The following is a 25,204-nucleotide window of genomic DNA, read 5'->3' on the forward strand; positions in this document are numbered from 1 at the left end:
CGGGAGGGCTCGGAGTACCCGAATCCGGGCCCTGCGGGTGTCCGATCGGGCACCCGCAGGGGGTACCGGGTCACATGCGCTCATCTCCGGACGCCTGCCCTTCGCTCTCGGACGATTTCGCGAGATCGGTGTCGGAGTCGGTGTCGTGGGAGGTCGTCAACGAACCGCCGCTCAGAGCGGTGACGAAGGTGCGTTCCACCTTGTCGAGCGTTTCGGCGAACTCCCGTGCCGCGCTGTCCAGCGTCACTCCGGGTTCGAGCAGCTTTTCGAACGGTTCGAACTCGACGTTCGCCCCGAGGCTGGGCCAAAGCGGCCCGCTCGTCACCCCTTCCTGACCTTCGAACAGGCTGAGGTAGCACGTCGCGCAGGGACGTTTCACCCCACCGACCATCTTCGAGTCCAGTCCGGTGTCCACGGTCGAGCCGCCGAAGGCGCGCACGTACTTGAGCAGGCGGCGCTCGGCGTGCAGATCGTCGACGCGCTTCTCGTCGTCGGCGCTCCCGCCGTCGGTGACCACCACTTCCTTGTCCAGGTATGGAAGGACTTCTTCGTACCGCATATCGGGTTCGTCGGCCAGTAGCCGCTGCTCGATCTTGTCCCGGTGGCGCTCACGGTAACCCGCGCCGGAACCGGGGGTCTTGATGACTTCCTCGAGGACCTGGCGCAGCTTCTTGCCCTTCACGAGTCCGGCCAGCTTGTCGATCACGGAGTTGACATTGGCCGAGATCACCACTTGCCCGTCGTGGATGGTGCTCTGCACCTCGCGGGCGGCACCGCCGTGCGCACCGAAGAGCACGGTCGAGACCCAGCGAAGGAACTGCTTGGGGCGTTTTCCTTCGTAGCTCTTACGACCCCGGAAGCTCTCGGAGTTCTCGGCGTAGATCTGCTGCATCCGGTTCGCGCCCTCCGGGTTGGCGCCCGAGGGGTCCTTGTGGATGGTGAGGCTCTGGCCCGCGCCGTACGACTGCCAGCCCAGATCGGTCAGCGCGTCCTTCACCGCCGCTTTGACCTGGTTCGCCGTTGGCCTGCGCTTCTCCTCCCTGGCCTTGAGCCCTTCTTCCTCCTCGTTGTCCGGCCGGGCGGGAGGCGCGCCATCGGTGCGCTTTCTCTTCGAGTGGTTTTCGTTCTTCATGCGTTGCACCACGGCGTGACCGGTCGTCCCGTTTCCGTGCGCGTGGTCATGACCGTGCCCGGCGCGGCGCTGGACGGGCGCGGTCACCGCCGCCTTCCCGTAGTCGCGGGCCGCTTTCTCGTCGGCGCCGTGGGCGTCGTCGGAGATCTGGAGCCCGTTCCGCTGCACGGTGCCCGAAGGGGAGCCGCCGACACCCAGTGCGTGGCCGGCTTCGTGCGCCAGTGTCTCCATGCCCTCCGGTGTGTCCGGCCGGAACTGGTTCTTCCCGAAGTAGACGTGCTTGTCCATGGTGAAGGCGAGTGCCCCCAGCGTCTCCGCCGCCCAGTGCGCGGCGGAATCGTTGTGCACGAGGAGGCCGGAGTGGTCGTCACCGGTTCGGCTGCCCAGATCGGCGGCCACCTCGGACGACAACCGCTGCGCCTGCCCCTTCTCCGCCGCCTCCACCGCCGCGAGCTGTTCGTCTTGGATGTCCACTTCGGACTCCGCCATCCGCTGGACGACGGCGGCGTTGCCGATCTGCCCCTGCAGGCCGAGCATCCGCGCCTGCGCGGGCGGGTGCCCGGTGGCAGGTCGTCTGCCCGGTGCGACGCGATCCGCGGTTTCCTCGTGCTCTCGTTTGTGCATCGATCACCCTTCCGCGAGCCAGTCGCCGAATTCGCTTCTCAGCACCAGCCTGCCGAGCTTGCGGTACTCCCCGCGGATGGCGGCGATGAGGTCGGCCATGGCGACCGGGCGATCGGCCTCGGCTGCCAGGTAGGCGGCGGTGACCGCGCAGGCCCTGATGGAACCGCCTGCCAGTTCGAAGGAGTTCGCGCAGAACTCCAGGTCCACATCGGACGCTCGGGGCAGCTCGGCACCGAGGCAGCTTTCCCACAGTGCGAGGCGCTGGCCTGCTTCGGGGACCGGGAAGTCGACGATCACGTCGATGCGGCGGGTGAACGCCTCGTCCAGGTTGGCGCGCAGGTTGGTGGTGAGCACCGCGATGCCGTCGAAGGACTCCATCCGCTGCAGCAGGAAGGCCGATTCCATGTTGGCGTTGCGGTCGTGCGAGTCCTTGACCTCGGTGCGCTTGCCGAACAGGGCGTCGGCCTCGTCGAACAGCAGCAGCCCGTTGACCCCGGCGGCCTCGGTGAAGATGCGGTCGAGGTTCTTCTCGGTCTCGCCGATGTACTTGTCCACCACCGTGGCCAGGTCCACCACGTACAGGTCCAGCCCCAGCTCGCCCGCCACCACCTCGGCCGACATGGTCTTACCGGTGCCCGATTCGCCGGCGAACAACGCCAGCACCCCGGCACCGCGGCCACCGCCCGGCCGCATCCGCCACTGCCGCAGCACGAGATCGCGGTGCCTTGCCCGCTGCACCATTTCGCCGAGCTGGGCGCGGTGCGCGGCGGGCAGCACCAGGTCGGCCCAGCCCACCGCCGGTTCGACGCGCCGGGCCAGCCGGGCGAGACCGGACCCGTTCTGGGCCCGCACCCCGGCCCGCAGGTGGTGCGCGGTCAGCTCGCCGCCGTCCAGCACGGCAAGTCCGGCGGCGGCGCGCGCGGCCGCGGCGAGTTGCCCGGCGCCCAGCCGGTACGGGGCCAGCGCCGACGCGATCACCGCATCGTCCGGTGTGGACACCGAATGCTCGCCGACGGCCGCCTGCCACGCGTCCACCCGGTCCGGTGCCCGCGCGGGCGTCACCGGGATCGACACCGGGCCCGGCCTGCCCGGTTCGGTCTGCCACTGGCGGTTTCCGTAGAGCAGCACCGGTGCCGGACCCGGCCCGGTCAGCAGGCCGAGCAGCCGCCGGCGGCCGCGGTCCGGCAACGCCTCCAGCGGGCCGAGCACCAGGCCGCCACCGCGCAACCCGGCCTCGCGCAGGGCGATCGCCACCACCTCACCGGGTTCACCGTCGGCCAGTGCCGCCGCGTCCACCAGCACCGCGGGGCGACCGGCCGCGGCCAGCGCCGCCACCGCCAGTTCCGGTGCCGCGGCACCGGCCCGCTGCACGAGGTGCACCGGGCTCAGCCCGGCGGCCAGCCCGCGCCCCAGCCGTGCCGCCTGTTCGGTGTCCACAACGGACTCTTCGGCCACGGTGGCGATCCCGGCCAGCGCGGCGTCGGGTGCCTGGTCGCCAAGCAGGTGGGCGGTGACCCGGTCGGGCAGGCCGATGGTGCGGGACAGCAGGGGCCGTTCGGGCTCGGTCACCGTGAGCAGTCCGTGCGCGACGAGTGGTGCGCCGGCCCCGAACCGGGCCCGGCCGGCGGGATCGGCCGGCGCCACCCCGCACAGTTCCAGTGCGAGGCCGATGGTGGGCCTGCGCCGGGTGACATCGTCGTTGAGGTAGCCGTAGAACCGTTCGAACCGGGGGTCGAGGTCGGGGGCCATCGCGATCAGCAGGACCTCGACGTCCAGTTCGGACAGTCCGAACGCCTTGGCCAGCGCGGTGAGCGCGGCGACCTCGGGTGCGGGCCCCGCCTCGTCCGGCAGTGCCTGGCGCGCAGGGCCGGTCAGCAGGGCGTCGATGGTCTCCGGCGTCAGGTACAGCCCGCGGTACGGGTCGTCCGGGTTCGGATCCCCTGCCCGCATGGCGTCGACCGCCCTGCGCACCCGTGCCTCCACAGTGGACAGCCGCTGCGCCAGCGTCATCGGATGGTGCCCCTTCGCCTTCGCACCCTCGGGGTGGCCGCGCCGAGCGCCGGTACCGCGTCGGCTGCCGGATCGGGGTAGCGCAGCCTGCGGCGCTCGTCGTCGGTGCCCAGCACCAGACCGTCGGTGACCAGCGGGCCCACCGGCGTCAGCTCGCCCAGCATCGGTGCCGTGATCAACAGGTCGACCGACGGTTTCAGCTCCCCGCCCAGTGCCGACCACAGTTCCGACAACGACCGGCCCTCACCGAGCGGGCGCGCGGTCTGCATGCGCACCGCCATGCCCGCCTCGGCCACCGAGCCACGCAGGTGCTGCTCCGGCAGTGCCTCCAGCCCGGCGAGGCGGGCGAGCAGCGCGGACAGCAGGCGGTGCTCGTCCTGCGCGCGGGTGGTCCATGCGGTGACCAGGTAGGACAGGTGGTACCAGCGCGGCGGTGACCGCCAGCCGACGAGTTTGCCGTCCTCGTCGTGTTCCTCCAGCCTGCCGGAATCGCGCCGGGCCAGGTCCTCCCGCACGTCGTAGAGGAACACGTTGACCGTCGGCGCGTTGCGCCGCGCCGCCCAGTCGCTGGTCGGGGCCTCGAAGACCACCTCGATCTGGGAGTCGAGCCATGAGCCGTCGACGATCAGCGCGCGCAACGCGTCGTCCACCTCGTGGATCATCGGCGCTCCACGAAGTTCGGCGGGCCGACCGACGGCGCGACCACCATGAACGGTGTGGTCACCGGGGAGAAGTCCGCACCGGTCGCGGTGATCGTGCGCGGTCCGAGCTGGTCCTTGGGCAGGATCAGGAGCTGCGCCGCGAAACCGCCGTCCGGCCCCGGCAGCGTCGGGGCCGCCGCGGTGGTGATCCCCGGCGACCAGCTCAGCACCACCGGGCCGCCCGGCGGGAAATCGGTGCCGCGCACCGAGGTCACGAATCCCGGCGGCCCGATCGGCGGCGCCGCCACTATTTTCGGTTGCAGCACCCGCAATCGGGCGTCGGCGGTGTTGTCGCTGTAGTCGGCGTCCTGGCCGCCGGCCGCGAGCACGCCCGCCACCTGGGTGTCCACCGCGGCGTTCGGCGCGAACACCACCTGGAGCGCCGTGACACCGCCCGGTGGCAGGTCGCCGACGTAGCACTGGCCGCCCGCGCATTCCGGCGGCGCCGCGGCGACCGGTACCCCGGCAGGCAGCACCAGCGACACCCGGATCCCGGTGGCCTGCTGTCCGCCGGAGTTGCCGACCAGGTAGGTCGCCACCGCCCGTCCGCCCACATAGGACGGATCAGGGGTGACGCGCACGTGCAGGTTCGGGCTGGCCAACGGCGCCGGTGGCGGCAGTGGCGCCGGTGGTGGCGGGGCCGGTGAGGGCGGGGGCGGAGGTGGTGGCGGCGACGTACCCGGCGGCGGCGGAGCGGCCACAGTGGACACTCGCGCCGAGGCGAAGTTGTTGCCCGGATCGGCATCGAGCACCGTCCCGGTCGCCGACCAGGAGAGCTCCCTGGTACCCGGCGCGTCCCCGATGACGTCCACCGTGACCCGCACCGGCTTCCCCGGTTCCAGCACACCGAGATCGCAGCGGAGTTCGGCCGGCAGGCAGGAACCCTGCTCGCTGCTCGCGCCGGTCAGCCGCAGCCCGCTCGGCGGGGCGAAGGTCAGCCGGGTGCCTGGCGAGGGCGCGGGTCCGGCGTCGGTCACGGTGAGCGTCAGCCTGGCCGGTGTACCGACCACCGCGGGCGGTGCCGCGGCGGTGAGCTGGGTGCGCAGATCGACCGAGCGCTGCCAGGTCGCTTCCTTGTGCCTGCCAGGCAGGGAAAACGTGAGGGGCGTCAGCTTCCCGCTCGTCAGGTCCGCGGTCAGCAGGCGTTCCGGGACGTTCGGATCCACCTGGTTCCTGGCGGAGAACACCAGTTGACGGCCATCGGGGGAGAATGTGGCGTCCCGCGGCTGGTAGGGCGCGGTAGCGGGCCTGCCGACCGGTCCCGCGCAGGAAGCGCCCGATGGCAACAGGACACGGCAGTCCGAGCCGTCCGTCCGCGCCTGGAGCAGGCCGTCCGACTCGCGGTTGAACACCAGCGAGCCGCCGTCCGGCGAGAACACCGCGCTGTCGTCGACGACCGCGCAGTCCGAGCCGCACACCACCGCGGACAGATCGCGCTGCCCGGTCAGGGAGTCGGCGTCCACGGTCCAGATCCGGCCGCTTCGCACCTCCTCGCCGTTATCGTTGTAGGTGATGACGCCTCTGCTGAACGCCAGCGTCCTGCCGTCGGCGGAAAACGCGGGCTGGGTGTCGTTCTGCCCCTCGAGCCCCGGTGGTGGGGTCAGGTGGTGCACCACGCGGCCGGTGGCGGGTTCGGCGACCACGATGCGGCTCCGGCCGCCCTTGTCCGGTGGGACACCGCCGGGCGACCGGCGGGACAGCGCGATCCGGCTGCCGTCCGGCGACCACACCGGGTCGAACTCCCAGTCGCCCGCCTTCCGGTCGTCCAGCGGCATCGGCCGCGCGTTCCCGCCGTCGGCATCGGCGAGCCAGACCCGCTCGAACCGGGTTTCCGCCGGCCCTTCGAACCGGGTGAACGCCATCCGGCGGCCATCCGGGGAATAGGACTGCCGTTCCATCCACGGGTCGTACCCGGCACCGGGGTGGAACATCTTGTTCGAATCGACCGACGCGACCGGATCCTCCCGCAGCACCGAAACGCCGAGATCCCGCGGATCGGAGCCGTCCGGGCGGATGTCCCGCAGATCGGCGGTCACCCTGTCCTCCGCGGACAGCCTGGTGACGACCAGCCGGTCCGGTCCGGTCAGCCAGGTGGGGAAACTGACCTGCCGGTCCTCGGCGAGCAGCAGCTGCGGCGGTCCCGACGGCGCGGCGCCGCCCGGCGCCGGCTGTGCGTAGACCTGGTCGAACTTGGGCGTTCCGCACAGGCAGTACCGGCTGAGGAAGAGCACCGCCTCGCCGTCCGGCTTCCAGGACGGCTGACGGCTCTGCCAGTCGTCGTGGCCTCCGCCGACGAGCAGCACGTCGCCGCTGCCGTCGAGCTTGACCAGGTGCGCCTTCTGGTCCTCGGTCGTCCCGGCGTCCCGGTCGTTGTCGCAGACGTAGGCGAGCACGTCGCCGTGCACCGGGTTCCAGGACGGCTGGATCGCGTCGCCCGCGCGTTCGTCGGTGATCCGGGTGACCTCGCCCGATGCCACGGACAGCGCGTAGATCTGGCGGCCCCGCAAGGGTTCCCGGTTACTGCTGAACGCCAGCCTGCTCCCGTCCGGGGACCAGTTCGGCCACTGCTCGTCGGCGGTCGCGCCGGTTGTCGCTTCGCGCAGGCCGGTGCCGTCCGCGCCGACGAGCCACAGCGTGTGGCGGCCACCGTCGGCGGCGGCGAACGCGACCGTCTTGCCGTCCGGCGACAACGCCGGGTGGCTGGTGTCGAGACCGGTCGTCAGCCGTCGCACCTGGCCGTTCGCGGTGCGCAGGTACACCTGGGGCTTGGCCTCGTCGCGCAGGCTCGTGAACGCAAGCTGCTCGCCGCGGGCGTTGTCCTCGGTGTCCAGGTGGGCCGGGCCGTCGCCGAAGAACGGTGCGGTGCGCGCCTTGTCCCCGAGGTCCGGCGCGGCGACCGAACCGAGGCTGAGGTGCCCGGTGCCCGCGAACGCGATCCGGCCACCGGTGCCCGGTCCGTCGTCCGCCCTCGCCGGCTGGTCCTCCGGTACGGCCACCAGAACCACGCACACCGCGGCGACGAGCAGCAGCACCGCGCCCACTGCCTGGCCGAGAATGCGCGGCCTGCCTCGCCAGCTCCCCTTCACCATGCCTCCACGCTCGATCAGGTCCATCCTGTCCCGCCGGGCACGGCCGCCGCAGTGGCGGCGCGGTCCCCTTCACGGGCACACCGGGAGCCTTTCGGGCACCGGCGTCAGATCAGCCCGTGCCGCATCGCGTAGCCCACCGCGTGCGCCCGGTTCTTCAACTGCATCCGGGAGTTCAGCTCGTACAGGCACTTCTTGACGGTGCGCTCGGAGTAGGACAGCTTGGCCGCGATCTCGGTGGTGTCGAACCCGTCCGCGACCAACCGGAGCACGTCCTGTTCGCGCGCGGTGAGGTACGAGACGCCCACCGCCTGCCCGGTGTCCGCCTGCCGCTGCAACCGGCTCACCTGCTCGAACAACCGGCTAAGCAGAGTGCCGGACATACTGCCCTTTCCCGAAGCCGCGGCCTGCACCGCGTGCGACACGGAATCCGTATCCACCTCGGCCCGCACCAGCAGCCCGACCACCCCGCATTCGATCGCCGTGGTCAGCCGCTGCGCCTCGATCTGGCTGACCAGCAACACGATCCTGGTCTGGTGTGCGGACCGCAGCGCCCGCAACGCCTGCTCGCCGTCGTCGTCGAGCTGATCGAGCGCCACCACGGTGACCTCGGCCGCCTCGCGCTCGCCGACCAGCTCGAACTCGGCCTGGTGCCGCAGCAGTGCGGTCACCCCGGCCCGCGACACCACGTCTTCCGCGTGAACTGCGACACTTGTCCGGGACATCCCCATCGCTCCCCTTCGATCCGTTCCCTCGACCAAACCGGCGAAGCGTTACCGGCGGGAATCAAGGATCGATAAACGGCGAGGTGGCGCGGTGTCCCGGTCTCGTATCCGGGTGAAACCGACCGGGGAATTCAGCCCTTGTTGACGAGGAAACCGTTGACCGTCACCAGCTCGGTGCAATTGGCCGCGGGTGCCCCGCTGGGCGGTACACCGGTCTTCGAACAGGTCGCGCTCACCGAGGCGGTCGCCTTCTCGTCGATGTCGACCGGGGTGACCCAGTGGTAGTCCTGGTTCCGGAACGTCTCCATCGCGATCGTCGCGATCGTCCGGTCCCCCAGCTTGATCGTGATGCGGCCCTCGTCGCCCTGGAAGTTCGACAGCAGCATGTCGGTGACGCGGAACACCTTGCCGTCCGGCACGGTGTAGGAGTTCGTCCCGCTCTCCCCCTGATTGGTCTGGACCTCGATATTGGTGTCGAACTGCTGGCGATTCGCGCTCGCCGCCGAATCGGGGTCGTCCGGATTGTTCTCGCCGCCCTGACCGTTTCCGGGCTGCTGCCCCGGCCCCGAGCCGTTCTTCCCCGGCTGCTTGCCGGGACCGCCGCCGGGCCCCGTGGCGAGCCCGCCCGCCTCGGCGATCTGGTTCGTCTTGTCGTCGACCGCCTGCCTCGCGGCCGAATTGACCGCGGGCCGCACCAGCCCGAACCACAGTGCGAGCAGCGCCAGCAGCAGGCCGAGCAGCGCCAGCAGCCAGCGCGGGAACACCGGGCGCTGGGTGAAGGTGCCGTCCAGCACGATCGCGGGCGGCACCTCGACGTCACCGGTGTCGTCCTCGCCGCGGCGGTTCACCCTGGCCTGGAACGGTTTGCTCACCGGCTTGCCGAACCAGAGCAGCTTGTGCGCGCGTACCGCCAGCTCGGTCTCGGTGGTCTGGCCCGGCGGCAGGGTCAGCAGGTCGGGACGGGCGGTCAGGGCGAGGTCGTCACCGCTCGCCACCCCGTCCACCGCCAGCGCCGCCGCGTCGTTGCCGCGGTTGTCCAGCCGGACCACGTACTTCGCGCCTCGCCTGCCCGCCTTCGTCGACGGCACCAGCTCGGCGTCCGCGTCGAGATACGGCGCGATCGTCACGGTTTCTTCGAGCACCACGGTGTTCTCGGGGTGCTCGGCGGGCAGCACGCGCACCCCCACCGGCACCTCGCCCACCGGAACCTCCGGTGACCTCGGCGGCTGGATGGTCACCACGACGTTGCCCGAAGTTCCCGGATACAGCGAAATTCGGGCAGGCTCCGCGACCGACCACGGCGCGAGCGCGCCGAGGACCTCGAATGTGTAAGCCTCGACGATGTCCGTGCTGTTGAACACGGTCACCGTGATGGTGCCCGTCTCCCCAGGGGTGATAACGGGTGCGCCCAACGCGAGGTGTGCTGAAGTGACCACCGGACCACGGTATGCACCGGCGCCGCGCGGTTCGAGGGACCGCAGGGCACCCTCGCGGCCCCTTCTGGTTCCCCGCCGACCCTCCGCGCGGTGCGTGCCCGGTCGCGGATCCCGGTCAGGGCAGTCCGGCGGCGAACTTCCGCACCACGCCCTGGCACCCGTAGCGCCCTGGCGCGGGCGAAGTGAGCAGTTGGAGGTCGACCAGCGATTCGGCCAGCTCCTCGGCGACCTCCTCCGTGCGGCGGAGGATGCGGCCGACTTCCGGCAGCGAAAGATCGGGCGCCGCGGACGAGGCGAGCAGCCGGAGCGCCCTGGCCTGTTCCCGGCTCAACTGCTCGACGCCGAGCCGGGATCCGGTGAACGAAGCGGCCACGCCGGGGTCGCCGTGCAGGCACGCCGCGGCCGACGCGATGCGAAGGTTCGGTCGCCCGGCCACCCGTCCCGCCATTTCCCGGACGGTGAGCGGCAGGTGCCCGCATTCCGCCACCACCGCCATGGCCGCTTCGGGCTCGGCCGCCACCCGCTCCCTGCCGACGATCCGGCTGAACAGGGCGAGCGATTCCGCCGGGCCCGGTACTTCGAGCCGGCAGGTGGTGGCACCGGGCAAGGTGGACAGCGGAACGCGCCCGGCGATCAGCGCCGCGCACCCGGAAGTACCGGGCAGCAACGGGCGGACCTGTTCGGCGTCACCGACGTTGTCGAGCACGACGAGCACCCGGCGCCCCGCGAGCGTGGTCCGCAGCAACGCGGATCGCTGCTCCACCGTCGCCGGGATTTCCGCCGCGGAATGCCCGAGTGCCACCAGGAATTCCCGCACCGCACGCGACGGCGTGGTGTCCCGGAGGTCGGCGTACAGCTGGCCGTCCGGGAACCGGGCCCGCACCCGGTGCGCGACGTGCACGGCGAGCACCGTCTTGCCGACCCCGGCCATCCCGGAGATCGCGGTGATCGGCATCGCGTTTCCCGCACCGGAGCCGACGCGGTCCACGAGCTGCGCGGCGATCCCGGCACGACCGGTGAAATCGGGCAGTGCGGCGGGAAGTTGCGCGGGCCGGGGCCTGCCGGCGTGGATCGCGGGAGTCACCGGATTCGCCGGGAATTCCCCCGCGAGGAAGCGCCGGTGCAGCGCCGCCAGCTCCGGACCCGGCTCGACGCCGAGTTCCCTGATCAGGGTCCGCCGGGTGTCGCCGTAGACCGTCAGCGCCTCCCCGAGCCTGCCGCATCGGTACAACGCGGTCATCAGCTGCCCGCGAAGTCCTTCGCGCAACGGCTGTTCCATGCTGAGCGTCCGCAGCGCGGGCAGGATCTCGGCATGCCTGCCCAGGTCGAGATCGAGCTGGAACTGCTTCTCCAGCAAGGCGATCCGCCGTTGCGCGAGCCGTCCGCGCTCGCGCGCGGCGTACGGCCCCGGCACCCCGGCGAGCGGATCGCCCGCCCACAGCGCCAGTCCGGCACCGAGCAGATCGCGTGCCGTGGCCAGGTCGCCCGCCCGGCGCGCCCGCTCCGCCGCGGCGAACCTCGTTTCCGCGAGATCGGCGTCGAGCACGTCCCCGTCCAGTGGCAGGGAATAACCGCCGCCGACGGACAGCAGCACCTTCGCGGGCGCGCGGAAGGCGCGGTCCGGTTCGAGGGTGGCGCGCAGCCCGCGGACGTAGGTGCGCAACGCGGTCAGTGCTCTCGCCGGTGGCCGCTCGCCCCACACCGCGTCGATCAGCTCCGGCGCGCTCACCACCCGGCCACCGCGCAGCAGCAGCGCGGCGAGTACCGCCTGCCGCTTCGGCGGCCCGATGTCCAGCGATCGGTGGTCGTACCAGCCACGCATCGTGCCCAGTACCGCGAACCTCAGTCCGCTGGCACCCATGCCACCCCTCCCCGCCTGCGCGACGACCCCGTATCACCGCGCACCCACCATGATGACCCTGTCACCGCGCGAAAACGCGTGCGAGCGAAGTCGGGTAATTCACACTCTTCGCGGACTCGGTGCCGATGTGGACGCGGGAGGCTGGCCCGGTGACGGCGGCGGACGGTCCTGGCGAACGGGTGCGCCTGGAGGTGCTCGGCCGGGTTCGGGCCTGGCGCGGGGAGGCCGAGATCCCGCTCGGCCCGCCGCAGCAGCGCGCGGTGCTCGCGATGCTCGTCCTGCACCGGGGTGCGGTGGTGTCGATCGGTGAACTGGTCGACGGGCTGTGGGGCGAAACGCCGCCGAGCCACGCGGTGGCGGCCTTGCGCACCTACGTCGGAAGGCTGCGGGCCGCGTTCGGTCGCCGCCAGGACGAGCAGATCGTCACCTCGGTCAGCGGCGGCTACCAGCTCGCCGCCGGTCTCCGGATCGACCTCGGTGACTTCGAGCGCGGGGTCGCCGAAGCGAATCTCGCGCGTGCCTCCGGTGACCTGGCGAAAGCCAGGACGGTCCTGCTCACCGCGCTCGATCTGTGGCGAGCCGAGCCCGTGGCCGAGATTCCGGGGCCGTACGCGCGGACGCAGCGGGCGCGGCTGATCGAGCAGCGGCTCGCCGCGCTGGAAACCCGGCTGGAGATCGACCTGGCACTGGGCAACCACGCCGAAGCGGCCGCGGAACTGAGCGAGCTGGTGCACCGGCACCCGTTGCGCGAACACTGGCACGGCTTGCTGATGCGGGCGCTGCACGGCGCGGGCAGGCAGGCCGAGGCGCTCGGCGTCTACACCGATCTCCGGCGGCTCCTCGACCGCGAACTGGGCTGCGAACCCGGCGACGAGCTGCGCGCACTGCACGCGCGGCTGCTGGCGGGAACGGAACCGGGCAAGTCGCTCGATTCGCCGAAATTCGCGGTACCGGCGCAGTTGCCGGCCGATATCACCGATTTCACCGGGCGCGACGACCAGGCGGAGAAGGTGCGCGCGGCGCTCACCGCCGGGCCACCGTCGTCCCTGGCCGCGGTGACCGGGACCGGCGGGGTGGGCAAGACCGCGCTTGCCGTGTACGCGGCGCACTCGGTACGGGCCCACTTCCCGGACGGGCAGTTGTACGTCGATCTCGGGGGCACCGGTACCGACCCCGCCGCACCGGATACGGTCCTCGCCGGGTTCCTGCAGGCGCTGGGGGTCCCGCGCGCGAAGGTCCCGGCCGGTACGGCCGGCAGGGCTGCCCTGTTCCAGTCCATTGTGGCCGATCGGAAAGTGCTGGTGCTGCTGGACAACGCGCGGGATGCCGAGCAGGTCGAGCCGCTGCTGCCGGGCGGGGACGGCTGCCGGGTGCTGATCACCAGCAGGGCGAAGCTCGGCTGGCTGCCGTGCCGGACGGTGCACCTGGACGTGTTGACCGGCCCCGAGGCGCTGGCGCTGCTCGCCAGGCTGATCGGTGAGCGGCGCGTCGACGCCGAGCGGGCGGCGGCACTGGAAGTGGCGGCAGCCTGCAGTTTCCTCCCGCTGGCCATCCGGGTCGCCGGTGCGAGGCTGGCGGGCAGGCCGTCGTGGACGATCGCCTCGCTGGCCGAACGACTGGCAGGGGAACGGCTGCGGCTACGCGAGCTTCGAATGGCCGATGTCGCCGTGGAGGCGACCTTCGATCTCGGCTACGCGCAGCTCCCGCCGTCGCAGCGCAGGGCTTTCCGGCTGCTCTCGACCATCGAGGGTGTCGAGTTCACCGCGGCCCCCGCGGCCGCGATCCTGGACATGGCCGAGGAGGACGCGCTGGCGCTCATCGAGTCCCTTGTGGACGCCAGCCTGCTGGAGCAACCCGCGCCCTGCCGCTACCGCTTCCACGACCTGGTGAAGCTCTACGCCCGCCAGCGCAGCGAGGCGGAGGACGGGGACACCGAGCGAACGGCGGCGCTGGAACAACTGCTCGACTACGCGCTGGCGACCGCGCGCAACGCCTACCGGGCGATCGAGCCGGAAAGCATGCTCGCCGAAAGCCTTTCCGGCACCGCCTCGGCCGGATCGTCCTTCCACAGCGCCGGTGACGCGCAGGACTGGGTCGCCGACCACCGCCCGGTGCTGCTCGCGACCACCCGCCGCGTCGCAGGGCACCCGGCCTGCCTGCTGCGCCCCGCGGCGGATCTGCTGCTCGTCACGGGCCTGCTCGCGGACGGCGGCACCGCGGGCGCGGATCTCGAGCAGACCGGCCGGGTGATCACGCGGGTCGCGGCGGACCGCTCGGACCCGGCCAGCGCCGCGCGGGCACATGTGGTGCTCGGCAAGGTGGCGCTGGAAAACGGCCGGTGGCACCAGGCCGAGGAGGAACGCCTGCGCGCGCTCCGCCTCAGCAGGCAGACCGGTGACCACCTGCTGGTCGCCACCTGCACGCTCGCCTCCGGGATCGTCACGGTGGAGACCGGGCGCTACGCGGAAGCCGCCGAGCACCTCGACGAGGCATTGGCCGCCTACCAGGCGATCGACGACCGGCCGGGCAAGCTGTTCGCGCTGGCCTACCTCGCCCGCGCCCACCTCGGGCTGGGAAACCCCGAAAACGGGTTGCTCATGGCCGAGCACGCGGTCCGGGTCAGCCGGACCATCGGCCCGGGCGGGCTCGCCGCGCGGGCGGCCCTGCACCAGCTCGGCACCGTGCTCGCCACGCTGGGAAGACCGCACGAGGCGATCGAGGTCTGCACGGAATCCCTTCGCCTGGAACGGAAATCCGGGAACACGCTTCGCGAGGCCAGCACGTTGCTCCTGCTCGCCGAGCTCTACCTGCGCGCGGGCCGCCCCGCCGAGGCGATGAAGCACGCCGAACTGGGCCACGTCACGAGCCGCCGCATCGAGCACGCGCGGTTCAGCGGCCTCGCACTCGACCTGCTCGGACGGGCGCTCGATTCGCTCGGCCGGTGCGACCGGGCCCGCGGCTGCCGCCGGGAGGCACTGGACATCCTCGACCGGCCCGGCGTCGCGGACACCGGCCAGTTCCGGGACCGCCGGTGACCCGCCCTGCGAAAGATGGGGCACGACGGCGTGCGCGGCGTCGCCGATCACGACCGCCCTGCCGAGGTGCCACGGCGCCGGCAGGCGCACCTCGAACAGCGGGCTGTAGACGATTTCCCCGGCAGGCGGCAGGTTTTCGCGGACTTCGGCGATCGGCCCGGTGTACTCCGCAAGGCGTTCCGCGAGCAGATCCCGCCAGTCGCCCGGTTCGTGGTACGGGTTGCCCGGCTCGGCGGTGACGTGGAACAGGTACATCTCGTCCTCGGTGGTGGGCACCAGCCCGGCGTCGGTCGTGGCGCCCGCGAACTTCGTCATCGCGTCGACAAGGCGCGGCGTCTTCGGCTTGGCGCGCCAGCACGAGTAGCCGGTGAACACCGGGCCGGACTCCCCGCCGAACGTCGCGGCAGCAGCGCCGGGCCGACCTGGAGGTGAAGATCCCCCAAGTGCACCAGGATTCCCGCGGGACCTATGGTTCGGCGCGGATCACCGCCGAACCGTCGCGCAAGCGCTTGAGCAGACGATGAGTGGCGCCCTGCTTGCGTCCCTGTACGGGTGGATGCGGGAACAAGCCGACGTGGACAGCGCGGATGAACTGGGTGATCAGTGGCTTCAGGGCCGAGGGGCGGATGGTGCCGAGTCCGGCTTCGCGGGCTTTGCGGGCGGCCTTGATGAGGTTTTCCAGCGCAGCGATCGCGAACCGTGGCCAACTGTGTTCGAGGTGGGTTTCGCTCGCGGCGACCAGCTCGCGCAGATGGCTGTCCGTATCGCCTGGGTGACCTGGTCGTCGAACTCGTGACAGGCCCCCGCGATCGGCGACAGGACCCCGGCGACCCAGCCGGTCGAGACCAGCAGGCCCATCAGATTCACCAGCGACAGACTCGCCCGCGCCCCCGGCTGCCTGCACGAGCAAGCTCCACAGCCTGCGCGGCAACCAACGCGGCCAGCCCATCGTACGACGGACGAACACCCTTCCCCACAAAAAGGATCATCCCACACGGCCACCTACAACCCTTACCCGACCTGAATAGTTACCATCCAGGCAAATCTTAAAAAAGTCCAAAGTGGACCGTGTGAACAGAGACCCAACACGACGACCGGCACCGCGACACAACCAGCCAGCGAAATTAGACGGAATCCCCAACCCGTTGATCGAGCCGCCGAATCACCAACGCCGCCCCGATCCGTTGCAGCTGCCCAGGATCGGCCGGATTCAACCCCGTCAACTCCGCCGACCGGCGCACCCGGTAGTCCACCGTGTTCGGGTGCAGGTGCAAGGCGGCCGCAGTACGGCGGCGGTCCAGCCCCAACCGCAGATACGTCTCCACAGTGGACAACAGGTCCGGGTTCCGCTCCAGCGGTTCGAGCAGCATTCCCAGTTCCGCGCGGGCCGCGCTCGGCCTGGTCAGCTGGTACTCCAGCAGCACGTCGGCAAGCTGGTACAGGCCGGGTGGTTTTCCCAGTGCCACCACGAGTTCCAGGATCTCGGCGGCCTGCCGCGTCGCGGGGAGGACCTCGGTGGGCTCGGCGAGGACGCCTGCCGCGCGCACCGCGACCCCGATGGCGGCGCCGATGTCGGCCACCAGCTCCGGGAATCCGGTGTCGGCCACCGGCAGCAGCGCCGTGCCGCCGGTGGGATCGAGCAGGGCCAGCACCCCCGGGCCAGCCGATCTGCGCAGCGCCTCGGTGGCCCGGTACACCTTGCGCTGCGCGGCCATCGCGGCGCTCACCCCGGCGTCCCGTTCGTCCTCGTGCCGGTCGAAGGTGAGTGCCAGCACCAAATAGCGCTCGGGTAGCTGGATTCCGGCGTGGGCGGCCGGTTCTTCGAGCGGTTCCCCGCGCAACAACGCGGAAAGCAGGGTGTACCGGCGGTGCTGCTCGTCGCTGTCCATCCGGCGACGCTCCTCCAGGTACGCCGCCGCCACGGCGGTGCAGACGCGCTGGAGGTACCCCAGTACGAGTTCGGTGCAGGCCAACACGTCGGCGAGGTCCTCCGGTCGCGCGTCGGCGACCATCGTGCGCCAGGTCTCCAGCATGCCGGTGCTGTACGCGGCCATCACGGCGTCCAGCGGGAAGCCCTCACCGGCGCGCCGGGCGGCGGAGGTGGTGATCGGGCCGAGGTCGGCGTGGTGGGGACCCGCGCGGTGCCGCAACGACTGCGCGAAGACCTCCAGGTTCGACTCGGTCGTGCTGGCGATGTGGACCAGTTCGGGCTCGGACAACCGTTGGTAGGCGGGGATTTCCCGGCCGAGCAGGCGCACCAGCCGATCGGCGAGCCTGCGCCGTTCGGTGAGCAGCCAGCGGTACAGCACCCTGCCGTTGATCGTCAGGTGCGCTTTGTGATCGGTCATAACATCCGCCTACCACCCTTGGATCCGCTCCGATGGCCAATACGGGAGCCGCGGCACAGGATGGGACGAGAGGAGATCACGTCCACGAGGAGACCTGTGATGAGAAACAAGATTAGCCGCGCGCTGGCCGTGGTGGCGGCGCTGGGGGTCGCGCTGCCGCTGCCGGCGGGCACCGCGTCCGCTTCGCCGGGACGCGACAAACGCGGCGTGTTCACCAACACCGCGGGTCAAGTGGAATACGAGGTGCACCTGCCACCGGGCTACCAGCCGGACCGGCCGCTGCCGGTGGTGGTCGCGGTGCACGGCTGTTCGATGACCGGCTTCGGGGACAACTCGATGCGGGACACCACGCGGTTCAACGAGGTGGCCGATGCCAAGGGATTCATCGTCGTCTACCCGACCCAGGACCGGGCGCGCAACGCGAAGGGCTGCTGGAACTGGGACAAGCCGGAACACCAGCACCGGGGCGGCGGGGAGCCTTCGCTGGTGACCGGGGCTACCCAGGACGTGATTCAGCGCTACCACGCGGACCCCAAGCGGGTGCACGTGGCCGGTGCCTCTTCGGGCGCGGGCATGGCAGTGATCCTGGCGGTGACCTACCCCGACGTCTACGCCTCGGCGGTGTCGCTGGCCGGTGGCGAGTACGCCTTCGACAAGGTTCTGGAGAACCCGCTCCTGGTGAGCCCGGTGGACACCGCGAAGCTGGCTTACGCGGAGATGGGACCGCGCGCCCGCCAGCTTCCGGTGATGGTCGTGCAGGGCACGGACGACAGGACAGTGCCAGCCCTGATGGCGGATCGCCTGGTCGAGCACTGGGCCGCCATCGACGACCTGGCCGTGGACGGAAAGCTCGACGGGGACGTGGACGACAAACCCGACGCCACCGAACAAGTCGCGAAACCGGGTGAGCACCCGTACACGCGCACCAGCTACACCGCACGGGACGGCGGCGCCCCGCTGATCGAGAAGTACCTGGTGAAGGGCATGGAGCACAAGTGGCCCGGCGGTGGCACCGGACTCTTCGCGGACCCGATGGGCCCGGACATCACCGCGATCATCTGGGACTTCTTCGCCACCCGGCACCTGCCCTGAGCGATACCCGGGCACAGCGGACAGGCGGCGCCTCGTTTCGGTACTGACCGAAACGAGGCGCTCCTACGGTCGTGGTCATGACGACGCACACCTACCGCACCGCGCTGTCGTGGTCCGGCAGCACCGGCGACTACGACAGCTACGACCGCACGCACGAGATGAAGATCGGCGCCGCACCGCTCGCGGTCAGCGCGGACGCGGCGTTCCGGGGCGATCCGGAGCTGGCGAACCCGGAGCAGCTGCTCGTCGCGGCCGCGAGTTCCTGCCAGCTGCTTTCCTTCCTCGCGGTCGCCGCGCTTTCCGGTGTCGAAGTCGTGCGGTACCGCGACAACGCCGAAGGCGTGCTGCCCGAAGCGGAACGGCCCCTGCGCCTGGCACGCATCCTGCTCCGCCCGCGGATCGTCGTCCGCGGCGCGACCGCCGACCGCGTCGAACGCCTGCTGCACAAGGCCCACCGGCAGTGCTACATCGCCAACAGCCTCACCAGTGAAATCACGCTCGAACCGAGCATCGAGGTCCGCTGATGTTCGACATCGAAATCCCGGCACCGGACGGCGCCCGCTCGCTAGCCCGCATCGGCCAGGTCCTCGGCGACGCCGGTGTCGGGCTCGAAGGCGGCGGAATGTGGTCAGCGACCGCGCACTACCTGGTCGAGGACGCCGACGCGGCGGTGAGCGCACTCACCGCCGCGGGCATCGGTCCCGTTGCCGCGCGGCCGGTCCTGATCGCGGAACTCGACGCCGACGTGCCCGGCGCCCTCGGACGCCTGGTGCGGCGCCTGATCGCAAGCGACGTGCGCCTGCACGGCCAGTACAGCGATCACGGCAACCGCAAGGTCCTCATCGTCGACGACATCGAAACCGCGAGGGCCGCCGTCAGGTGGTGAGAAGGTGGTCCGCCACGCGAACGGGCGGGCCGGTCTTCTCCTGAACCTCTTCGACCGTGACGTCCGGGGCGAGCTCGACGAGTTCGAGGCCGTCCGGCCTGATGTCGAGCACGCACAGGTCGGTGATGATGCGCTGGACGACGCCCCGGCCGGTGTACGGGAGGGTGCACTCGTCCACCACCTTGTGCGTCCCGTCGCGCGCGACGTGCTCCATCAGCACGATGACCTTCTTCGCACCGTGCACGAGGTCCATCGCGCCGCCCATGCCCTTGACCATCTTGCCGGGGATCATCCAGTTCGCGATGTCGCCCGCCACGGAGACCTGCATCGCGCCGAGCACGGCGACGTCGATCTTGCCGCCGCGGATCATGCCGAAGGACAGGGCGGAGTCGAAGAACGACGCGCCCCTGCGGACGGTGACCGTTTCCTTGCCCGCGTTGATCAGGTCGGGGTTCACCTCGCTCTCGACCGGGTAAGGGCCGACGCCGAGGATGCCGTTTTCCGACTGCAGCACGAGTTCGACGTCGTCCGGCACGTAGTTCGGCACCAGGGTGGGCAGGCCGATGCCGAGGTTGACGTAGTCGCCGTCGTGCAGCTCGGCGGCCGCTCGGGCGGCCATCCGGTGGCGGTCCCAGGCCATCTCAGTCGTCCTTCTTCTCGATGTGCACGGTTCGCTTCTCGATCGGCTTTTCGGCGGCTTGGGCGGGCGTCAGCGGCACGACGCGGTGCACGAAGGCACCGGGCAGGTGGACCGTGTCGGGATCGAGGTCGCCCGGCTCGACCAGTTCCTCGACCTCGGCGACGGTCACGCGGCCTGCCATCGCGGCCAGCGGGTTGAAGTTGCGGGCCGACTCCTTGAACACGAGGTTCCCGTGCCGGTCACCCCGCCAGGCGCGGACGAGCCCGAAATCGGCCGTGATCGCGTGTTCGAGCACGAACTCCTTCGGGCCGTCGGGCGTGGCGAAGGCCTGTAGCTGCTTCGCCGGGCTGGCCTTCTCCACGGCGCCGTCGGCGTCGTACTTCCAGGGCAGGCCGCCTTCGGCGATCTGGGTGCCGACCCCGGTGGCGGTGTAGAAGGCGGCGATCCCGGATCCGCCCGCGCGAAGCCGTTCCGCGAGCGTGCCCTGCGGCGTCAGCTCGACCTCCAGCACGCCGCCGAGGTACTGGCGCGCGAACTCCTTGTTCTCGCCGACGTAGGAGGAAACCACCCGCCGCAGGCGACCGGCGCCCAGCAGGATGCCGAGTCCCCAGCCGTCCACCCCGGCGTTGTTCGAAACCACCTCGAGGTCCGCGGTGCCCGCCTCGAAGAGGGCGTCGATCAGGACGACGGGGACCCCGCACATGCCGAACCCACCGACCGCGAGCGTCGCGCCGTCGGGGATGTCGGCGACGGCCTCGGCGGCCGACACGATCACTTTGTCCATACCCGCCATGAGACGACAGCGCGCACCGGCGATCAATGAGTGAACGCGTTCTCACGCTGGATTGTTCATTTGACGGTCCCGGCCGACCACGTAGTGTTCACTGAGTGAACGCGCCTCATGACCTCGTCGGCCGCATCCACCGGTCGCTGCGCGCGGTCGCCGTGCACGAACCGGCCGGGGCGACGACGACGGCCGTCGCACGGGAGGCGGGCTTGCCCCGGCCAACGGTGCACCGGCTGCTGACCTCGCTGCAGCGCGTGGGGCTGACCGAGCGGGTGCCGGGAACCGACCACTGGGTGCTGGGGCCCGAGCTGTACCTGCTGGGCACCGCCGCGACGCGGCGCTACGACGTCACCGAAGCCGCGCTGCCCGTGGTCCGGCGGCTCGCGCTCACGACCGGCGAGAGCGCGTTCTTCTCGGCACGGCGCGGCGAGGAGACGATCTGCCTGATCCGCGAGGACGGCGCGTTCCCGATCCGCAGCCACGTCCTCTACGAGGGTGCGCGGTTCCCGCTCGGCGTCGTCTCCGCCGGCATGGTGATCCTCGCCCACCTGCCGGATCAGGAGATCGACGAGTACGTCGCGCGCGTGGAGCTGCGCACCGAGTTCGGCGCGCAGCACGACCGCGACGAGATCCGCAAGCACATCGCGACGACCCGGACGCACGGGTACGCCGTGAATCCCGGGCTCGTGGTGGAAGGAAGCTGGGGTGTCGCGGCGGCCGTCTTCGACGCCGCCGGTTCGCCGCGGTGGGCGCTCACGCTCACCGGCGTGGCGCACCGGTTCGCCGCGGACCGGCTGCCGCAGCTGGGCGAACTGCTGCTGCGGGAGGCACACGCGCTCTCCGAATCGCTGGCCAGCCGGGGTACCGGGCGATGAAGTAGACGATGAGTCCAACTTTGGATAGCATGTCCAGAGTTGGACGTCGGCAGCACGGGAAGGATCGGCGGGTGCCAGCCGGGAAAGCGGACGAGGACGAGCACCTCCTCGCCGAGGCGGAGAAGATCGCGGTCGCGCTCGGGCGGATGTTCCCCGGGCTCTGCGAGGTGGTGCTGCACGATCTGCGGGATCCGGCGCACGCCATCCGCGTGATCGAGAACAACCTGTCCGGCCGCAGGGCCGGTGACGCCGCCACCGAACTCGGGCTGGCCCGCATCGAGGATCCCGGCTACCCCGGCGTCGTCCAGAACTACGCCAACCGGTTCCCGGACGGGCGGCCGGCGAAGAGCACCTCGATCGGGATCAAGAACGCCGCCGGGAAGTACGTCGCCGCGCTGTGCCTGAACCTGGACGTCTCCACGCTGTCCCCGGTCACGCTGGCCTTGTCCAACCTGGTGGCCACCGATCCGGGGCACACCGACGTGCCGCTGGAGACACTGCGCGACCGCGCCCGCCGAGAACTGCGCGAAGTCGTCGAGTCGGCCGCCGCCGAGCGGTCCACCACCCCGCGCGCCCTTTCCCGCGAAGCCAAGCAGGACCTCGTGTTCCGGCTTCACGAGGACGGCTACTTCGATTCCCGCAACGCCGCCCGGACCATCGCCGATCTGCTCGGCATTTCCCGGGCCAGCGTCTACGCCTACACGAAACGAGCACGATGACCGGCACGAAATCCGGGGCGGAAGCGCAGGCCGATCCGCTCGCCGCCCCGGACACCCCGTTCGCACTGCTCGACGTCGCCAAGGTCCGGCGCAACATCGCGCGGCTGGCCGAGCGCGTCGGCGATCTCGGCGTCAGCCTGCGACCGCATCTCAAGACCGCGAAATCCCTGGAGGTCGCGGCCTTGGTGCACGGCGGCGAGCCCGGCCCGATCACCGTCTCCACGCTGGCCGAGGCGGAAGCCTTCGCCGACGGCGGGTACACCGACATCCTCTACGCCGTCGGCATCGATCCGCACAAGCTCCCCCGCGTGCTCGCCCTGCTGCGCCGCGGGGTCAGGCTGAGCGTCCTGCTCGACAGCACCGCGCAGGCCCGTGCCGTGCGGGAGGCCGCGGCCAGTGCCGGCACGCCCATCCCGGCGCTGATCGAGATCGACTGCGACGGGCACCGCGGCGGCTTCACCCTCGAGCACCCGTCGCTCGTCGAAACCGGGCGCATCCTCGCCGGATGCGACAGCCTCGCCGGTGTTCTCGTCCACGCCGGCGAGTCCTACTTCGCCGACGGCCTCGCCGAACAACGCGAAGCAGCCGCCCGAGAACGGGATGTCGCCGTGGCCGCCGCGCGGAAGCTGCGCGACGCCGGGCTCGAAGTCGGCACCGTCAGCGTCGGGTCCACCCCGACCGCGCACGCGGCGACCGACCTGACCGGGGTCACCGAGGTCCGCGCGGGCAACTACGTCTTCTTCGACCTGGTGATGGCCGGCCTCGGCGTGTGCGACGTCCATGACCTCGCACTGTCCATTGTGGTCACCGTAATCGGGCACCGCCCGGAGCGCGGGTGGCTCCTCACCGACGGCGGCTGGATGGCGATGTCCCGCGACCGCGGCACCGCGGGCCAGCGGGTCGACCAGGGCTATGGACTGGTCACCGACCTGGCGGGCGCGCCGATCCCGGAGCTGGTCATGACCGGCGCCAGCCAGGAGCACGGCGTCCTGTCCACTCGCGACGGCACGGCCCCGCCCGAGCTGCCGATCGGCACCCGGCTGCGCATCCTGCCCAACCACGCCTGCGCCACCGCGGCGCAGCACGCTGGCTACCACGTCATCGACGCCGGCGAGACCGCGATCCGGGGATACTGGAAGCGCATCAGCGGCTGGTGACGCGCCGTCATCGGCCGCCCAGCGTCGCCCCCTGAACCGCGACCACCTTGCGACGCCGCCAGCGGGCCAGCAGCAGGGCGATCGCGAACACCTGCAGCTCGGGATCGAGCGCGGACAGGTCGGCCGACGCGCCGTTCCCGGTCCGGGTGATCGAACCGACCGGCCGCCCGTTCTCGTCGACCATCGACTGCGTCCGGCTCCCGATCGAGTTCTGCTTGAAGTGGAAGGTCTTCCCGGCGGCGCGCATGCTCCAGCGGCGGCTCACCCTGCCCGTGGCCGCCACGAGCGAGTCCTCGGCGGTGAGCAGTTCGTGGGCGCCGGTGAACCAGTGCGAGCGGAGGCGGTACTCGATGCCGTCGAGGCTGAACCGCCCGGAGCCGAACCTCTTCGACGAGAACGTCGTCACCACCTTGCCGTGGCGGGTGATCTCGTACTCGCGGCTGAACGAACTGGTCTTCTTCGCGTGCAACATGAACCCACTAGAGCACCGCGAACACACCCGAACCCCTGCCATCTGTCATACCCGAAAGGCGCTCCGCGGAAGCTCCTCAGTGGACAATGGCGCGGTCAGGGTTTGCGGGCGACACCACCGAGGATCAGCTCACCGATGTTGCCGACGGACTCGCGCACCGGCCCGTCCGGCCACCAGTCGGTGATCGGCACCAGGCCGGGGTCGACCAGTTCGAGCCCGTCGAAGAACCGCGTGATCTCCGCGCCCGTCCGGACGTACCCGGTACCGGTCGCGCCACCGGCGAACATCGCGTGCACCTTCTTCGCGATCTCGCTGGTCTCGGGGTTCGCCTCGCCGGGATCGTGCAGGTGGGTGAGCGCGATCATGCTGCCGGAGGGGATCGCCTCGACGTACCCGGCCAGTACCCCGTGCGGATCCTGCTCGTCGGAGAGGTGGTGCAGGGCAAGGCACAGGATCACCGAGACGGGCTGGGTGAAGTCGAGGTGCGCGGTGACCACGGGGTCGGCGAGGACGGCGCCGACGTCGCTGAAGTCGGCCTCGGCGAACCAGGACACCTCCTCGTCCTCCAGCAGGGCGCGGCTGTGCGCGGCCACGACCGGATCGCGGTCGACGTAGACCACCTTCGCCTGGTGGGCGGAGCGCCGCGCGATCTCGTGGGTGTTGTCCGCGCCCGGCAGGCCGGATCCGAGGTCGAGGAACTGCGCGACCGCGCCTCGCGAGCGCGCCTCCCCCGCGAGGAAGCGGACGGCGCGGCCGAGCCAGGCCCGGTTCGCGCGGGCGAGCGCACTCGCCTCCGGCGCGAACGACTCCAGCTTGCTCGCCTCGGCGCGATCGGCCTGGTAGTTGTTCTTGCCGCCGAGCAGGGCGTCGTAGATCCGGGGCACGCTCGGCTTGCTCGTGTCGATCGCGGACGACGCCGCTTGCGCACGCACGGACGGTACTGATTCGCTCACGCAAAGAGTGTAGCCGCGGGAACGGCCTCCCGCATCCGCGAACCGGCAGGCCGCGGCAGCCGATCTTCTTCAGTCCACAAGCGACAGACGAGCGAACCGCCACGATGTGTTCTCGCCGCACCAAAAGCGGAGCACCGCCCTTGACCTCAAATCGAGCGACACGGCCGCGCGCGCCACTTACCCTTGCTCCAGCACACGACTGAGCTGGGAGGTGCCGCATGGACTGGCGACGAGCAGCACGGTGCCGCACCGAGCGCACCGATCCAGAACTCTTCTTCCCGATCACCGGGCACGGGCCGGCCCGGCTGCAGGCGAGCGAGGCGAAACTCGTTTGCCTGCGCTGCACGGTGCGCGCGGAATGCCTGGCCGACGCGCTAGACGCGGGCGTCGAATACGGAATATTCGGCGGTTTGTCCGCGGACGAGCGGCGGAATCTCGTCCGTAGCGGTCACTTGGCCGCCCACTCCGAGCTGGACTGGACGGAGCTGCGGCAGCACACCCTGGTGTTCAACACCGTCAGCAAGGCGACCGGCTCGGACGACTGGCCGGAGAACCGGCCCGGCCGCGTGCTCGCCGACCCGCCGCACGACCGATCCGCTGCTGCGGCGGTTCAACGAACTGGCGCTGTCCATCCGGCACTGAGCGGCAGGCCCCGGCGTGCTGCG

General features: G+C 71.0%; 21 protein-coding genes and 1 pseudogene. 9 read left to right on the forward strand and 13 right to left on the reverse strand.

Going from position 1 to position 25,204, the window contains the following annotated elements:
* Positions 1 to 70: 70 nt before the first annotated feature.
* The 7 genes from ABD256_RS08320 to ABD256_RS08350 form a co-directional block, all read right to left on the reverse strand.
* Positions 71 to 1,756, reverse strand: a complete 1,686-nt coding sequence (locus ABD256_RS08320; protein ID WP_344415296.1) for an eCIS core domain-containing protein — start codon at positions 1,754 to 1,756, stop codon at positions 71 to 73.
* A gap of 3 nt (positions 1,757 to 1,759) precedes the next feature.
* A complete protein-coding gene (locus tag ABD256_RS08325) occupies positions 1,760 to 3,766 on the reverse strand; it encodes an ATP-binding protein (RefSeq protein WP_344415298.1) in 2,007 nt (668 codons plus the stop codon).
* Positions 3,763 to 4,428 (reverse strand): Pvc16 family protein, encoded by a 666-nt coding sequence (locus ABD256_RS08330; protein ID WP_344415300.1) that lies wholly within the window; start codon positions 4,426 to 4,428, stop codon positions 3,763 to 3,765. The genes ABD256_RS08325 and ABD256_RS08330 overlap by 4 nt, the downstream gene beginning before the upstream one ends.
* The gene (locus tag ABD256_RS08335; RefSeq protein ID WP_344415302.1) at positions 4,425 to 7,556 is read right to left on the reverse strand and encodes a hypothetical protein; all 3,132 of its coding nucleotides are present in this window, start codon (positions 7,554 to 7,556) and stop codon (positions 4,425 to 4,427) included. Before ABD256_RS08335 ends, ABD256_RS08330 begins: the two co-directional genes overlap by 4 nt.
* A gap of 104 nt (positions 7,557 to 7,660) precedes the next feature.
* A complete protein-coding gene (locus ABD256_RS08340) occupies positions 7,661 to 8,278 on the reverse strand; it encodes a response regulator transcription factor (protein WP_344415304.1) in 618 nt (205 codons plus the stop codon).
* Positions 8,279 to 8,409: 131 nt separating this feature from the next.
* Positions 8,410 to 9,714 (reverse strand): COG1470 family protein, encoded by a 1,305-nt coding sequence (locus tag ABD256_RS08345; RefSeq protein ID WP_344415306.1) that lies wholly within the window; start codon positions 9,712 to 9,714, stop codon positions 8,410 to 8,412.
* A 115-nt stretch (positions 9,715 to 9,829) separates the two neighbouring features.
* Complete coding sequence (locus ABD256_RS08350) at positions 9,830 to 11,575, reverse strand: AfsR/SARP family transcriptional regulator (protein WP_344415308.1); 1,746 nt, start codon at positions 11,573 to 11,575, stop codon at positions 9,830 to 9,832.
* Between the two features lie 149 nt (positions 11,576 to 11,724).
* On the opposite strand from ABD256_RS08350, the gene ABD256_RS08355 reads away from it, so the two are divergent.
* Positions 11,725 to 14,610 (forward strand): AfsR/SARP family transcriptional regulator, encoded by a 2,886-nt coding sequence (locus ABD256_RS08355; RefSeq protein ID WP_344415310.1) that lies wholly within the window; start codon positions 11,725 to 11,727, stop codon positions 14,608 to 14,610.
* 15 nt (positions 14,611 to 14,625) lie between these two features.
* Complete coding sequence (locus tag ABD256_RS08360) at positions 14,626 to 15,042, forward strand: hypothetical protein (RefSeq protein WP_344415312.1); 417 nt, start codon at positions 14,626 to 14,628, stop codon at positions 15,040 to 15,042.
* Positions 15,043 to 15,076: 34 nt separating this feature from the next.
* On the opposite strand, the gene ABD256_RS08365 is transcribed toward ABD256_RS08360, so the two are convergent.
* Together ABD256_RS08365 and ABD256_RS08370 are read right to left on the reverse strand one after the other, a co-directional pair.
* The gene (locus tag ABD256_RS08365) at positions 15,077 to 15,520 is read right to left on the reverse strand and encodes a hypothetical protein (RefSeq protein ID WP_344415314.1); all 444 of its coding nucleotides are present in this window, start codon (positions 15,518 to 15,520) and stop codon (positions 15,077 to 15,079) included.
* A gap of 214 nt (positions 15,521 to 15,734) precedes the next feature.
* The gene (locus ABD256_RS08370; protein WP_344415316.1) at positions 15,735 to 16,958 is read right to left on the reverse strand and encodes a PucR family transcriptional regulator; all 1,224 of its coding nucleotides are present in this window, start codon (positions 16,956 to 16,958) and stop codon (positions 15,735 to 15,737) included.
* Positions 16,959 to 17,057: 99 nt separating this feature from the next.
* On the opposite strand from ABD256_RS08370, the gene ABD256_RS08375 reads away from it, so the two are divergent.
* From ABD256_RS08375 to ABD256_RS08385, 3 genes are all read left to right on the forward strand, one after another.
* On the forward strand, positions 17,058 to 18,050 hold the full coding sequence (locus ABD256_RS08375) for an extracellular catalytic domain type 1 short-chain-length polyhydroxyalkanoate depolymerase (protein WP_344415318.1): 993 nt from the start codon (positions 17,058 to 17,060) through the stop codon (positions 18,048 to 18,050).
* Between the two features lie 77 nt (positions 18,051 to 18,127).
* Positions 18,128 to 18,574, forward strand: a complete 447-nt coding sequence (locus tag ABD256_RS08380; protein ID WP_344415320.1) for an OsmC family protein — start codon at positions 18,128 to 18,130, stop codon at positions 18,572 to 18,574.
* Complete coding sequence (locus ABD256_RS08385; protein WP_344415322.1) at positions 18,574 to 18,936, forward strand: hypothetical protein; 363 nt, start codon at positions 18,574 to 18,576, stop codon at positions 18,934 to 18,936. Before ABD256_RS08380 ends, ABD256_RS08385 begins: the two co-directional genes overlap by 1 nt.
* Here the strand turns inward: ABD256_RS08385 and ABD256_RS08390 are convergent.
* Positions 18,926 to 19,576, reverse strand: a complete 651-nt coding sequence (locus ABD256_RS08390; protein WP_344415324.1) for a 3-oxoacid CoA-transferase subunit B — start codon at positions 19,574 to 19,576, stop codon at positions 18,926 to 18,928. The two genes, ABD256_RS08385 and ABD256_RS08390, sit on opposite strands and share 11 nt — an antisense overlap.
* A gap of 1 nt (position 19,577) precedes the next feature.
* Positions 19,578 to 20,360 (reverse strand): CoA transferase subunit A, encoded by a 783-nt coding sequence (locus ABD256_RS08395; RefSeq protein WP_344415326.1) that lies wholly within the window; start codon positions 20,358 to 20,360, stop codon positions 19,578 to 19,580.
* 104 nt (positions 20,361 to 20,464) lie between these two features.
* Between ABD256_RS08395 and ABD256_RS08400 the strand changes: the two genes are divergently transcribed.
* The 3 genes from ABD256_RS08400 (at position 20,465) to ABD256_RS08410 (ending at position 23,114) form a co-directional block, all read left to right on the forward strand.
* The gene (locus ABD256_RS08400; RefSeq protein WP_344415328.1) at positions 20,465 to 21,238 is read left to right on the forward strand and encodes an IclR family transcriptional regulator; all 774 of its coding nucleotides are present in this window, start codon (positions 20,465 to 20,467) and stop codon (positions 21,236 to 21,238) included.
* A gap of 71 nt (positions 21,239 to 21,309) precedes the next feature.
* Positions 21,310 to 21,957, forward strand: a complete 648-nt coding sequence (locus tag ABD256_RS08405; protein ID WP_344415330.1) for a helix-turn-helix transcriptional regulator — start codon at positions 21,310 to 21,312, stop codon at positions 21,955 to 21,957.
* The gene (locus ABD256_RS08410; RefSeq protein WP_344415332.1) at positions 21,954 to 23,114 is read left to right on the forward strand and encodes an alanine racemase; all 1,161 of its coding nucleotides are present in this window, start codon (positions 21,954 to 21,956) and stop codon (positions 23,112 to 23,114) included. The genes ABD256_RS08405 and ABD256_RS08410 overlap by 4 nt, the downstream gene beginning before the upstream one ends.
* Positions 23,115 to 23,121: 7 nt before the next feature.
* Here ABD256_RS08410 and ABD256_RS08415 read toward each other — a convergent pair whose 3' ends face one another.
* Both ABD256_RS08415 and ABD256_RS08420 read right to left on the reverse strand, forming a co-directional pair.
* Positions 23,122 to 23,586 (reverse strand): hypothetical protein, encoded by a 465-nt coding sequence (locus tag ABD256_RS08415; RefSeq protein WP_344415334.1) that lies wholly within the window; start codon positions 23,584 to 23,586, stop codon positions 23,122 to 23,124.
* A gap of 95 nt (positions 23,587 to 23,681) precedes the next feature.
* A complete protein-coding gene (locus ABD256_RS08420; RefSeq protein ID WP_344415336.1) occupies positions 23,682 to 24,539 on the reverse strand; it encodes an SAM-dependent methyltransferase in 858 nt (285 codons plus the stop codon).
* A gap of 218 nt (positions 24,540 to 24,757) precedes the next feature.
* Between ABD256_RS08420 and ABD256_RS08425 the strand changes: the two are divergent.
* Positions 24,758 to 24,964: pseudogene (locus ABD256_RS08425) on the forward strand (WhiB family transcriptional regulator); the annotation flags it as partial.
* Between the last annotated feature and the right edge of the window lie 240 nt (positions 24,965 to 25,204).

Origin of the sequence: Amycolatopsis minnesotensis, assembly GCF_039529815.1 — a bacterium.
GTDB lineage: Bacteria > Actinomycetota > Actinomycetes > Mycobacteriales > Pseudonocardiaceae > Amycolatopsis > Amycolatopsis minnesotensis.